Annotated in this window: 10 protein-coding genes and 1 riboswitch; of the genes, 6 read left to right on the forward strand and 4 right to left on the reverse strand. The window is 68.0% G+C overall.

Annotated features, from left to right (window positions below):
* The first annotated feature begins 36 nt into the window (after positions 1-36).
* Positions 37-438, forward strand: coding sequence for a c-type cytochrome (locus AB839_RS10780; RefSeq protein ID WP_061479354.1), 402 nt, complete (start codon positions 37-39; stop codon positions 436-438).
* Here the strand turns inward: AB839_RS10780 and AB839_RS10785 are convergent.
* Positions 432-4,031, reverse strand: a complete 3,600-nt coding sequence (locus AB839_RS10785) for a transporter substrate-binding domain-containing protein (protein ID WP_061479355.1) — start codon at positions 4,029-4,031, stop codon at positions 432-434. The genes AB839_RS10780 and AB839_RS10785 overlap by 7 nt on opposite strands.
* A 75-nt stretch (positions 4,032-4,106) precedes the next feature.
* Here AB839_RS10785 and AB839_RS10790 point away from each other — a divergent pair, with 75 nt between their 5' ends.
* From AB839_RS10790 to pnuC, 5 genes are all read left to right on the forward strand, one after another.
* Positions 4,107-4,745: a response regulator transcription factor gene (locus AB839_RS10790; protein WP_005420808.1), complete on the forward strand. Its 639-nt coding sequence runs from the start codon at positions 4,107-4,109 to the stop codon at positions 4,743-4,745.
* Between the two features lie 466 nt (positions 4,746-5,211).
* A complete protein-coding gene (locus tag AB839_RS10795; RefSeq protein WP_053497758.1) occupies positions 5,212-5,604 on the forward strand; it encodes a glycine zipper 2TM domain-containing protein in 393 nt (130 codons plus the stop codon).
* A gap of 128 nt (positions 5,605-5,732) precedes the next feature.
* Positions 5,733-6,857 carry a phosphotransferase gene (locus tag AB839_RS10800; protein ID WP_061479356.1) on the forward strand — a complete coding sequence of 375 codons (1,125 nt, stop codon included), beginning with the start codon at positions 5,733-5,735 and terminating at the stop codon, positions 6,855-6,857.
* Positions 6,858-6,900: 43 nt separating this feature from the next.
* Positions 6,901-6,996, forward strand: a riboswitch (TPP riboswitch).
* A gap of 70 nt (positions 6,997-7,066) precedes the next feature.
* On the forward strand, positions 7,067-9,256 hold the full coding sequence (locus AB839_RS10805) for a TonB-dependent siderophore receptor (RefSeq protein ID WP_061479357.1): 2,190 nt from the start codon (positions 7,067-7,069) through the stop codon (positions 9,254-9,256).
* 8 nt (positions 9,257-9,264) lie between these two features.
* The gene (gene pnuC, locus AB839_RS10810; RefSeq protein WP_061479394.1) at positions 9,265-9,837 is read left to right on the forward strand and encodes a nicotinamide riboside transporter PnuC; all 573 of its coding nucleotides are present in this window, start codon (positions 9,265-9,267) and stop codon (positions 9,835-9,837) included.
* 96 nt (positions 9,838-9,933) lie between these two features.
* On the opposite strand, the gene AB839_RS10815 is transcribed toward pnuC, so the two are convergent.
* The 3 genes from AB839_RS10815 to AB839_RS10825 all read right to left on the reverse strand — a co-directional run bounded on the left by AB839_RS10815 (position 9,934) and on the right by AB839_RS10825 (position 12,253).
* On the reverse strand, positions 9,934-10,350 hold the full coding sequence (locus AB839_RS10815) for a hypothetical protein (RefSeq protein WP_061479358.1): 417 nt from the start codon (positions 10,348-10,350) through the stop codon (positions 9,934-9,936).
* Between the two features lie 86 nt (positions 10,351-10,436).
* On the reverse strand, positions 10,437-11,411 hold the full coding sequence (locus AB839_RS10820; RefSeq protein WP_061479359.1) for a Dyp-type peroxidase: 975 nt from the start codon (positions 11,409-11,411) through the stop codon (positions 10,437-10,439).
* A gap of 266 nt (positions 11,412-11,677) precedes the next feature.
* Positions 11,678-12,253, reverse strand: a complete 576-nt coding sequence (locus AB839_RS10825) for an Ax21 family protein (protein ID WP_049465985.1) — start codon at positions 12,251-12,253, stop codon at positions 11,678-11,680.
* Positions 12,254-12,281 lie beyond the last annotated feature (28 nt).

Raw genomic sequence — 12,281 nt, forward strand, 5'->3', positions numbered from 1 at the left:
CCCGGCCGCTCCACCGCACCGCTATCCTGCCCGCCCATGCGTGCCTCCCGCCTGCTCACCACCGTTGCCGTGGCCCTGCTTGCCACGGCCTGCCAGCGCACGCCTGCGGCGCCGGCCACGCCTGAACAGGCCCGGCAGCAGGCCATGCAGCGCGCGTTCGAACTGTGCGCCGGCTGCCACACCGTACAGCCTGGCGGCATCCACCGCTTCGGCCCCAACCTGCACGGCGTGATCGGCCGTCGCGCCGGCAGCCTGCCCGATTACGGCTATTCCGACGGCATGCGCCGCGCCGACATCACCTGGAGCGCGCAGACCCTGGACGCGTTCCTGCAGTCGCCCACCCACGTGGTGCCCGGCACGCGCATGTACAACGCCTTTCCCAGCGCCGAACGCCGCGCACTGGTGATCGCCTACCTGCAACAGCAGTCGTCTCAGTGACCCAGTCGCTGCAGCTGGTGCTGCAGGCGCTCCACGAACGCCGTTACAGCGGCGAACACCGGTGCCGGATCGGCCTCGGTCGCATCCTGCAGGCGCTCGACCAGCGCGTTGGCCTGCCCGGCCAGTGCGCTTGCCCCGATCGCCCCCAGACCGCCCGCCTGGCGATGCAGGTGGAGCGCCGCAGTCTCGCGGTCACCGGCCCGCACGGCGCGCTGCACCGCCGCCAGATCACTTTCACTGGCCTGCAGCAGGCTGTCGCGCAGCTGCTCGGCCACGGCGCGCGAGCCATAGCGCTGCTGCAGGGTGGCCAGATCAGGCAGCACTTCAGCGTCGTCGGCGACAGTCTCCTGCACGGGCGCATCGAACGACTGGCCCTGTGCCTGCGGCAGCCAGCGCAGCAGCGCGGTGCGCAGCGTGGCCAGCGACAGCGGCTTGGCCAGCACCTCGTCCATGCCGGCCTCGCGGCAGCGGCGCGCATCGTCGTCCAGCACGCTGGCGGTCAGCGCCAGCACCGTCAGCCGCGGCTGGCCGGTACGGCCCTCGCGCTCGCGCAGCAGGCGGGTGAAACCGAAGCCGTCGAGTACCGGCATGCGGCAGTCGGTAATGACCAGATCGAAGGCCTCCGATGACAAGCGGTCCAGTGCCTGCTGGCCATCGCCCAGCAGCACATGGGGTACGCCCAGCTGCTGCAGCCGCCACGCCATCATCGCCTGGTTGGTCGGGTGATCCTCGATCACCAGCACGCGTGCCTCGCGCAGCGCCGGCGGCAGCAGCGCCGCCTGCTCCTGCTCCGCAACCAGCGCTTCAACGTCACCCCTGCCTGCCTCCACCAGCGCCAGCCGCACCTCGGCGCGGGTGCCCTCGCCCAGCGTGCTGTGCAACTCCAGCTCGCCGCCCATCATCTGCACCAGACGCTGGCAGATGCTCAGGCCGAGGCCGGTACCACCATGGTCGCGCTGGATGTAGGCACCGGCCTGGGTGAACGGCGCAAACAGGTGCTGCAGCTGTTCCGGTGCGATCCCGGTGCCGGTGTCGGTGACGCTCAGGCACAGCGGCTGGCTGCCGTCTTCGGCGGTCGGGCCCAGTACCTCCAGCTGCAGCCGCACTTCGCCGCGTGCAGTGAACTTGATGGCATTGCTGAGCAGGTTGAACACGATCTGGCGCAGGCGCACGCCATCCACTTCGTGCGCTGCCGCCAGCTGAGGGTCGATCTGCACGTGCAGTTCCAGCCCGCGTGCACTGGCCTGCGCCGACATCAACCGGCACACGCTTTCCAGCAGGGGCCGCAGCGGTTGCGGCACCGGCTCCAGGCGCAGTGCACCCGCTTCCAGCCGCGAGTAATCGAGGATGTCGTCGAGGATCTGCCGCAGCATCTGCGCCGAATCCTCGATCACGCCGAGGATGCGCTGCTGCTCGCTGTCCAGCGGTGAGTGCGCCAGCACCTCCAGCATGCCCAGCACGCCGCTCATCGGCGTACGGATCTCGTGGCTCATCGTGGCCAGGAAACGCGATTTGGCCTCAGCGGCCTGCTCGGCGTCCGCCTTCGCCGCCGCCAGTGCATCGGCCTGCATCCGGGCTTCGCTTACATCCACCCAGTACCCGCTCCAGATCACCGCGCCTTCTTCGGCGGCGTAGGGATGGGCCTGGCTGCGCACCCAGCGCACGCCTTCCCCGTCGCTGCGCAGGCGGAACTCCAGGATCAACGGCGCGAACTGGTGCGCGGCCTGCTCGATGGAATGCAGGATGCGCGCGCGGTCCTCCTGCTCGACGCGTTCCAGCAACACCCTCGCATCCTGTTCGGCCTGCTGCCGGGTGATGCCGAACAACGCAGGCAGGTCGCCGGCGATGAACGGGAAGCTCAGCGTGCCATCGGCATCGCGACGGGCCTGGTAGACCACCGCCGGCAGGTTGTCGGTCACCTCGGCCAGGCGCTGCTCCAGCTGGCGGCGTCCTGCCACCTCACGGCGCAGCCGCCAATGGCCCACGCCATGCACCAGCAGTGCGGTCAGCAGCACCATCAGCACGGGCACGCCCCACCGCAGCAGATTGCTCCAGTCGACCCCACTGCGGTACTCCACCGCCAGCCAGGCGCTGCGCAGCGCCTCGCGCTTGCGTGGGGTCATCTGCAGCAGCAGGCGATCGAAGGTCGTGGCCAGGGCCGCATGGCGGCGATCCACTGCCAGCGCCAGCTGGTCGTTGAAACCGGCCGGAGCCGCGACCTGCATCCGCCCCGGGAAACGGCTGCGCAGCAGGTGATCGACCACGGCAAGGTTGCCGACATAGGCATCGGCTTCACCCTCGAGCAGGCGCTGCAGCGCCTGCTCGGCGCTCCGCGCAGCAATGATCCGGGCCTGCGGCGCCTGCTGTTGCACATAGCCACGCACGCGCTCCGGGTCGGACAGCAGCACGCGCTTGCCCTGCAGGTCGGCCAGGCCCAGCAGCGACTCGCCATCGCTCCTGACCACAATCACGTTCGGCACGCTGATGAAGGGCTGGCTGAACACCCAGTCCGGGCCCAGGTAGCGCGAATCAACGGGTATGCCCATCACCGCCTGCAGTTCACCGCGGCGGGCCTTCTCACGCACCTCGTACCAGTCGTGGCTGCTCTCGACCTTCAGGTTGGCGCCGGCCTGCATCAGGCGCTGCAGGTACTCGCTGGCCAGGCCACTGGGCCGGCCATCCTCGCCGGTGAACGACAGGGGCGCGGCATTCGGCGCGAAACCGATCATCAGCGGCTGCTCCAGCACACGCTTCTCGGCCTGGCTCAGCGCCAGCTGCGCCGATGCCGACCAGTGCGGCGGTGACAACCAGCGTTGTGCGAGGGCATCGCGCTGGGCCTGGCTGGTCGCGGCCAGCGCCAGGTCCAGGGCTTCGGCCAGGGGTTGCTTGCTGTTGGGAATGCCGAAGTGCAACCGTTCAGGGGGCAGGTCGCTCGGCCGCAACAGCGCCACGCCCTGCAGGCGCCGGCTGGCAATCAGCTCGGTGGCGACGAAGGCATTGCCGATGTAGACGTCCGCTTTGTCGTCTCTGACCATCTGCAATGCGCTCAACGTGTCATTTGCGACAAGCTGGCGGGCACGCGGGAATCGGGCGCGCACCTGCGGACCGGTCAGGAAGTCCTGTTCGATCACCACCCTCAGCCCATCCAGGTCCGGCATGTCGGAGGCACGCAGGTCATCGGGCCGGCCCACCAGTGCGAGCGGCGCCTCACTGTAGGCGGCGGTATAGACCATGCAGCGGGTGCGGTCGGCACTGAGTCCGACATTCATCACCACGTCGATCTCGCCACGACATGCCGCATCCAGCACGGATGTCCAGTCCGGATAGCGGCGCGCCTCGACCTTCACACCGAGCTGGCGAGCAAGATGCGACAGGTAGTCCGGTCCCAGCCCGACCTGCTCGCCATCACGGAGGGACTCGAAGGGCGGCCAGCCGCTGTCATACTGCCCGACAACGATGGTCGGATGCGCCACCAGGTATTCGCGCTGCAACGGGCTGAGCGGCAGCAGGCCAGGGGCCGGCTGTGCCTGGGCCACGGGCAGCGCCAGCACCGCCAGCAGCAGGAGCAGCCCGCGAACAGCCCACCTACGCATCTGCGTCGATCTCCTAGAATCCTGCCAGGGACTGCGATGGTCGCGGTCCGGCGTGCCCGATGGCCATACTAGAGCATGAGCTTGCGCATCATCATCGCAGACGATCACCCCGTGGTCCGTATCGGTACCCGCGCCGTCATCGAGTCGAGCGGCGTCGGCCGCGTGGTCGGCGAGGCCGACAGCGCGCAGGCGCTGATGACCCTGCTCGCCAGCCAGCCCTGTGACCTGCTGGTCACCGACTACTCCATGCCGGGCAGCCCGCAGGCCGACGGCTTCGCCATGATCGGCATGATCCGCCGCCGCCATCCCGACCTGCCGGTGCTGATGCTCAGCGTCTCCAGCAACCTGGCGATCCTGCGCATGGTGCTCGACAGCGGCGTGCTCGGCCTGGTCGACAAGAGTTCGTCGATGGACGAACTGCCACAGGCCATCCAGTCGGTCTACCGCGGCCAGCCCTACATCAGCCGCAGCCTGCGCGAGCGGGTGGAAGCGGCCGGCAGCTGGCGCATGCGCGAGGGCGACGGCAAGCCGCTGTCCCCGCGCGAGGTGGAGGTGCTGCGCTTGCTCGGCACCGGCATGACGGTAAAGGAGATTTCGCTGCTGCTGCACAAGAGCGTCAGCACCATCAGCCGGCAGAAGGGCGATGCGATGCTCAAGCTGGGGCTGAAGGGCGATGCCGAATTGTTCGACTATCTGCGTGACGGCAAGATCTGAGACGCGATTCACATAATCGCCCCAGCAACAATGCGAGGTCGAAGGAATCGACCGGCGCATGTCCGGCCGCCAGCCGCGTCACCGTAGAGACGCGGGCCGCCAGCGGGCAGAGCCTGGCGCTTCGCCGCGGTGCGGTGCAGAGCGCGCCTGACGTGCTGCGGCCGCAGCAGGAGACCCCGCAGGAGCAGGCGCGGCAGGCCCAGAAAGCGATGGGCGTCGGACATGCCAACGCCTTGGCAGAGAAGGGAGGGGCCACCTCCGCGGCCCTTTTCCTTTCCGCCAGCTGAGCGGCCGCAGCCGCTTTCAGCCTTGCTTCATGCCGCCTGCCGCTAGATGAATGCGCAAGCCGCTCGGTGCACCAGGCAATGTTCCGGCAATGTTGGAACGCCAGCGTGGACATCACGGCAGCCGGGGCGCCCCGCGCCCTCCCTGCCCAGCGTGGCATGCACCTCACAGGAGAACGAACATGCTCAGTACTTCCACACTCAGCTTCCGTGGTCTGGCGATGGCTCTGGCACTGGTTGCCGGTGTCGCCGTGGTCAGCGATGCCAGCGCGATGTCGAGGAAGGACAAGCGCACCCTGGTCGGCGCCGTGGTCGGTGGCGTGGCCGGCAACCTGCTCTCCAACGGTGATCCTGCCGCCACCGTCGGTGGTGCCGTGGCCGGCGGCGCGATCGGCAATCTGACCACCTCCGACCGCCGCGACCGTCGCTATTACGACAATCGCTACGACCGCCGTTACGATCGTGGCTACTACCGCAGCGGCTACTACAACCGTGGCGACGACCGCCGCTGGCAGCGCGAGCGTTACTACGACAACCGCTACTACCACGACCGCGGTCGCCATCGCGGCTGGTAAGCGGCACGGCGGCGTTACCCTGCCGATGGCAGAGACGGGCGGGTCGATGACCCGCCCGTTTGCGTTGGCCGCGCGCATGGCGTTGAATGCGCAGCCTTGGATGTGACTTTCCCCTCTCAGGCTGCGGCATGACGTCTTCCTCCCACCGCGTGCAGGGCCTCAACAACGACGAGGTCGCTGCCGACTGGCCACCGATCAGCGCGGCGGACATCGCGTGGTTGCGGCAGTGCTATCCGCAGCTGCACAGCGGCAGCCAACCGCGCTGGCACAGCCCGCGACCGCTGTCGGCTGCCGCCATCGTCGATGGCACGCGCGGCGCGGTGTTCATCAAGCGCCATCACCACAGCGTGCGCAACGCGGCCTGCCTGGAGGAAGAGCACCGCTTCATCGCCCATCTCGCCACTGCTGGCGTGCCGGTGGTGCAGGTGCTTGCAGCGACCGATGGTCACACCGCAGTCGAACGCGGCGAATGGACGTTTGAACTGCACGACGTCGGCGTAGGCGACGACCTGTACCGCGACGCGGTGTCGTGGTCGCTGCTGACCGACGTCGCGCAGGCCCGTGAAGCCGGACGCATGCTGGCCCAGCTGCACCGTGCTGCCGACGGCTACCGCGCGCCCCAGCGCAGCACCCATCTACTGGTGGCGCGCGACGACCTGATCCGCGCCGACGACCCGGTGGCGGCAATCAAGGCAGGACTGCACGCGCGCCCCGGCCTGGCCCGCTATCTCGCGCGCATTCCGTGGGAAGCGCAGCTGCAGAACGACGTGCTGCCGTGGCACACGGGCCTGGCCGAGCGCCTGCGCGACGAACCACGGCTGTGGGCGCACAACGACTGGCATGTCTCCAACCTGCTGTGGCGCGACGGGCAGGTCAGCACCGTTCTGGATTTCGGCCTGGCCTCGCCCACCAGCGCACTGTTCGACCTGGCCACCGCCATCGAGCGCAACGCCGTGGCGTGGCTGGAGCTGGCGCGCGGCATGGAGGCCGTGCGCATCGATATCGCGCTGGCGTTGCTCGATGGCTACCGCGAGGTGCTGCCGCTGTCGGCGGCACGCGTGCACCTGCTGGCCGACCTGCTGCCGATGGTCCATTTCGACTTCGCACTGTCCGAAGTGGAGTACTTCGAAGGTGTCACCGGCTCGACCGCGAATGCCGACGTGGCGTGGCAGCCCTTCATGCTGGGGCACCCGGCGTGGTTCCACAGCGCGCCGGGACAGGCATTGCTGCAGGCCCTGCACGCGGCAGCCTGAAGGGCGCCGGCTCGCAAATCCGTACCATTTGTAGTGAAATGGTCACCTGAAGCGGGGGTGCCTGGATCTGCCAGGCTGAGAGAGTCCCTTGGAACCTGATCCGGTTTGCACCGGCGTAGGGAGCTTTGAGCCGCAGCCACACCCCCGTCATGGGCCGGTGCACCTGCGCGCCGTCGCTTCGTCTCCCTTGTTGTCCGAAGACGAATCGAATGAACCGCTGCCTGCGCCCCACCCTGCTCTCCCTCGCCCTCTGCGCCGCGCTGCCGCTGCACGCCAGCGAGGCCGAGGCGTCCCCCGATGCGGCTGCCACCGGCGCCGAGCATTCGCCGACCGAACTGGCAGCGGTGCGCGTGCAGGCCGGCAAACCGAAGGCCGATACCTCGCGCGTGAACGCCTTCGGTGGCGGTTCGTGGAAAGACACGCCGGCCTCGGTGAACGTGCTCGAGCGCGACTACCTCGAGCGCCGCCAGGTGCGCACGCTGTCCGAGCTGGCCAACAACGATGCCTCGCTGGGCGACGCGTATGCGCCGGTGGGCTACTACCAGAACATCGCCATCCGCGGCTTCTCCCTGGACGCCGCCACCGGCTACCGCTTCAACGGCCTGTCCATCGCCGGCGAACAGCGCCTGGCGCTGGAGAACGTGCAGTCGGTGGAGATCCTCAAGGGTGAAGCCGGCCTGGCGGCAGGGGTGATGGCGCCGGGCGGCATCATCAACTACATCGGCAAGCGCCCGGCCGAAGTGCGCACCGCCACGCTCGGCACCGATTCGGAAGGCTCGCGCTACGTCGCCGTCGATGTCGGCCACTGGATCACCCCGCGCTTCGGCCTGCGCCTGAATGCCGCATGGGATTCCAGCAAATCCTACGTCGAGCATGCCGATGGCCGCCGCAACTTCTACTCGCTGGCCGCCGACTGGCTGATCGGCGAGCGCGGCAAGCTGGAAGTGGATGCCAGCTACCAGACCAGCTCGCAGCGCTCGGTGTCCGGCTACCAGCTGCTGGGCGCGCGTGACCTGCCGCGTGGTGTCGACCGCGAGCATCTGCTCGGCTATCAGCCGTGGCAGCGCCCGGTGGATATCGCCAGCACCAACATCACCGCGCTGCATACTTACGATTTCAATGACGCTTGGCAGTCGCGCGTCTCGGTGGGCCACAGCCGCTCGGTGATCGACGACAACGTCGCCTTCGCCTACGGCTGCTATTACGCCACGCAGTGCGCCGACGGCAGCGTGCCGGGCAATTATTTCGCGCCGAACGGCGACTATGACGTCTACGACTACCGCAGCCCGGACGACACCCGCCAGAACCAGCAGGCCCGTGCCGAACTGCGTGGCCGCTTCGAGACCGGCAGCATCGGCCACCAGCTGACCCTCGGTGCCGACTACTTCCGCCGCACCGTGGACAGGCGCCCGAGCGTCAACGAGTACGTCGGCACCAGCAACATCCACGACGCACCGGTGCCGGTGTTCGCGCCGTCGCCGAAGATGCCGGGCCCGTCCGCACGTCGCCTGGACAGTCGCCAGACCGCGTTCTTCGCGCTGGACCGGATGAGCTTTGGTGACGACTGGCAGTGGCTGGCCGGTGGCCGCTTCGTGCGCCTGGACGAGCGCGCCTACGACAAGCGCGGCATCCCGCAGCGGCACAGCCGCCTGTCGCGCTTCCTGCCACAGACTGCGGTGGTGTGGAAAGCCACCGACCAGCTCAACGCCTACGCCAGTTACGTGCGCGGCATTTCGCTGGGCCAGGAAGCGCCGTTCTGGACCAGCAATGCCGACACTTTCCTGCCGTCGGTGCAGTCGCGCCAGCTGGAAGTAGGCGTGAAGTACGTGCCGGTCGAGGCGCTGACGCTGGGCGCAGCCGTGTTCCGCATCTCGCAGCCGTACCAGTACGCCAAGCCGGACAACAGCGACGTGGGTTACACCTTCGTCGAGGAAGGCACGCAGACCCACACCGGCCTGGAGCTGACCGCCAACGGCCAGCTGACGGATGCATTGCAGATCGTGGCCAGCGCCAGCGTGCTGCAGGCGCGCGCGCGCGACACCGGCACGCCGGCCTATGAGGGCCATCAGCTGGTGAACGTGCCGAAGGTGCGTGCCAGCGTGCACGTGGCCTATGCACTGCCGTTCGTGCAGGGCCTGGATGTCACTGGCGGGTGGCGCTATGCCGGTGCCAACGTGGCACGCGCCGACGGCGCCGTGCGCGCGCCGGACTACTCGGTGTTCGATGCCGGCCTGCGTTTCCAGCACCGGCTGCACGAGCGTGCCGTGACCTGGAACCTGTCGGTGGACAACGTGTTCAACCGCTTCTACTGGCGTGACACCGGCAGCAGCGGCGGTGACTACTACCTGTTCCCCGGCGCACCGCGACAGGCGCGCCTGTCGGTGACGTTCGCGCTGTGAACGGCGTCGTGCTCGAGTGGACCGCCGCGCTGTGCAGCATCCTCGGCGTCTGGCTGATGGCCCGACGCCGGCTGTCGGCATGGCCGGTGGGCCTGCTGTCGGTCGCGCTGTACGGGCTGGTGTTCGCCGAGGCCAAGCTGTACTCGGACACCCTGCTGCAGGTCGCCTTCGGTGGCTTCCTGGTCTACGGCTGGCTCAACTGGCGGCAGCACGCCGCCGATGAGGGCAGCATCCGCATCGTGCCACTGGCGCGCGGCACGCTGCTGCGCGACCTGTCCATCGGCCTGTGCGGTGGCGTGGCGCTGGGTGCGGCCATGCACACCTTCACCGATGCCGCGCTGCCGTGGCTGGACGCGATGCTGACCGCACTGAGCCTGGTCGGCCAGTGGTGGCAGGCACGTCGCCACGTGGCCTGCTGGTGGGTGTGGATCGCGGTGGACGTGGTCTATGTGGGTGCGTACCTGTTCAAGTCGCTGCACGTGACCGCGGCACTGTACGTGTTCTTCCTCGGCCTGGCCGTGTTCGGGCTGCGCGCATGGAGCGCCGCCGCGCGCGAGCCGCAGGTGGCGCCGGTTCGTTGATGCGGATGGCCGGGCTGTGCGCTGGCCATCCACAGTAGAGCCACGCCATGCGTGGCTGAAGGGTCACCGGTAGGCCCATCCACGCATGGCGTGGATCTACCGGTCAAGCACCAGACCCAATCGCAGCGGTTGGCGCATGTCGGCCGGCGGTGCGGCCTGCAACGGCGCTGCCTGCAACGTCGCGCGCAGGTCGGCATCGACCTGGGCGTCACCCAGGCTGTCGAACTCCAGCTTCGAGATGCGGCCGTCCGCCGCAATCCACAGGCTCACAGGCAGCGGCGTGGGTGTATCCGGGTGTGCACGCAACCACTCCACCACGCGCTGCGCCTGCGGGTCCTGTTCCTGCTGCAGGCGCTGCTGCAGCTGGCCACCCACGGCGGCGGCGTAGGCCATCCAGTGCGCAGGGGCTTCGTGTGCGGACGCCGCCGAACTGCCCAGCGCCAGCGCGGCGAACAACGCGGCCAGTGGCCGCCACCAGCGGCGGATGCCGGTCCTGTTTGCTGACATGACCATCGCCTGCCTCCTGCGCTCCCCTCCAGCGCGCCATGGTCGGCGCCATAGATGACAGGCAGATGGCGGGCCGTGATGGCCCGGCGCGATCACTCGCCCAGGTCGGCCAGCACCTTGCGCAAGGGCGCGAAGAAGGTCACGCCGGTGGTGGCGGTGGAGAAGTCGAGGATGCGGTCGTGCAGCGGCGCAGGATTGCCGATGAACATGCGCTCGAGCATCTTCTCGATCACCCACAGGCGGCGCGTGTAGCCGATGAAGTAGGTGCCGTACTCGCCGCGACCCGGGTTGGCGAACGGCATGTTGTCGCGCAGGATTTCGTGCTCGCCGTCGGCGTCTTCGATGGTGCACAGCGTCTTGTGCGATTTCTGCGCATCGGCCGGCGCATCATCCAGCTCGATGTTGTCGTGCTTGGTGCGGCCGATGATCGCCTCCTGCGCCTCGGTCTTCTGCGCGCGCCAGGCATCGAGGTTGTGCAGGTACTTCTGCACCACCACGTAGCTGCCGCCGGCATGCTCCGGGTCTTCATCGCCAACAATGGTGGCTTCCGGCAGCGATAGTCCTTCCGGGTTGGCGGTGCCGTCGACGAAGTCGAGCAGATCGCGGCCATCGAAGTAGCGGAAGCCGGCCACGTCATCGACCGCTTCCACCGCATCACCGAAGGCCATCAGCAGGTTGCGCTCGAACGCCACGATCAGGTCCATGGTACGTGCGCGGATGTGGTACAGCAGGTCACCGGGCGTGGCCACAGCGGTGTGGGTCGCGCCCTTGATCTCGCGGAACGGCTTCAGCTCGCGTGGCGGCGTGGAGCCCACCAGCGGCTGCCACACGCGATGGCCGATGGCCACGTTGCAGGTGAAGGTGCGCTCGATCTCGCGGATGGCGGTGTTCTTGATCAGGTCATCGGTGCTCGCCAGCACCTCGCGTGCCTTGGCGATCGACGCCTCGTCATCCTTCACCTTCAGCACCAGAAACGCCGCCGAATGGGTAAGCGGTGCGGTGATCTGCTGCGGCTCGTTGTCGAGCGTGTGGTTGAGGGCGGTGATCGGTGCGGGCTGGGAATTCACGGCAGTTCCTGCTGGCTTGAGGCGGGTGCATCGTCAATGGCGACGTGCCGGGATCATAGCGGAACCGCCTGACCGGCAACGGAGCGGTTCTCGTTCCGTCCTGCGAGCAGCACCGTGCATTCCCGCGCTACATGGAACTGCTGCGGCCCTGCACTCTCCGGACGCCCACAAAAGAAGAAGCCCGGCGCGAGGCCGGGCTTCGGTTGGCGTGTGGGAGAGAGAGAGAGTCACACGCCAGCACAACACGCTCTAACGACGGGCGTTTGTTACCAGGTGAAGCGCGGGCCCACGAACCACTCGCGGTCGCCGGCCTTGGCCAGCTTCACTTCGCCACTCAGGCCCCAGTTCTGGTTGAACTTGGCGGTGGCGCCGACGCGGCCGTAGAACTCGCCGTCCGGGTTGATGCCGTGCTTCTTGGTGTAGTCCTCGTAGCCGGCCATCACGTAGCCTTCCACGTACGGGTTGAACGCGGTGCGCACGCCGACTTCGGTCGAGTAGCCGTTGAAGTCCAGGCCGTGCTTCATGTCGAACTTCTGGTACGCGACGCGGGCGACCAGGTCGGTGTTCGGTGCGATGCCGTAGTTGTAGCCGGCACCGATGCGCCACTGGTCGACGTCATTCTTGAACGTGTCGGTCTCCTGCGCGCTGTAGTCGCCGAAGATGTGGAAGTTCGGGTGCACCGCCACCGAACCCTTCACCTTCCAGCCATCGGCGTCGCCGCCCTTGGCATCGGTGTTCACGTAGCCGCCTTCAACGTAGTTGTACGACAGGCCGTCGGTTGCCGATGCAGCGAACGGCAGGGCAGCCAAAAGACCCAGGGCGAGCAGCGAATTCTTGTTCATCGGGACACACCTTTAATTATTTTGGTTT

It is taken from the genome of Stenotrophomonas sp. DDT-1, assembly GCF_001580555.1.
GTDB lineage: Bacteria > Pseudomonadota > Gammaproteobacteria > Xanthomonadales > Xanthomonadaceae > Stenotrophomonas > Stenotrophomonas sepilia.

Coding starts and splice junctions, on each gene's coding strand:
- AB839_RS10780 (WP_061479354.1), top strand. CDS start 37: ATGCGTGCCTCCCGCCTGCTCACCACCGTTGCCGTGGCCCTGCTTGCC.
- AB839_RS10785 (WP_061479355.1), bottom strand. CDS start 4,031: ATGCGTAGGTGGGCTGTTCGCGGGCTGCTCCTGCTGCTGGCGGTGCTG.
- AB839_RS10790 (WP_005420808.1), top strand. CDS start 4,107: ATGAGCTTGCGCATCATCATCGCAGACGATCACCCCGTGGTCCGTATC.
- AB839_RS10795 (WP_053497758.1), top strand. CDS start 5,212: ATGCTCAGTACTTCCACACTCAGCTTCCGTGGTCTGGCGATGGCTCTG.
- AB839_RS10800 (WP_061479356.1), top strand. CDS start 5,733: ATGACGTCTTCCTCCCACCGCGTGCAGGGCCTCAACAACGACGAGGTC.
- AB839_RS10805 (WP_061479357.1), top strand. CDS start 7,067: ATGAACCGCTGCCTGCGCCCCACCCTGCTCTCCCTCGCCCTCTGCGCC.
- AB839_RS10815 (WP_061479358.1), bottom strand. CDS start 10,350: ATGGTCATGTCAGCAAACAGGACCGGCATCCGCCGCTGGTGGCGGCCA.
- AB839_RS10825 (WP_049465985.1), bottom strand. CDS start 12,253: ATGAACAAGAATTCGCTGCTCGCCCTGGGTCTTTTGGCTGCCCTGCCG.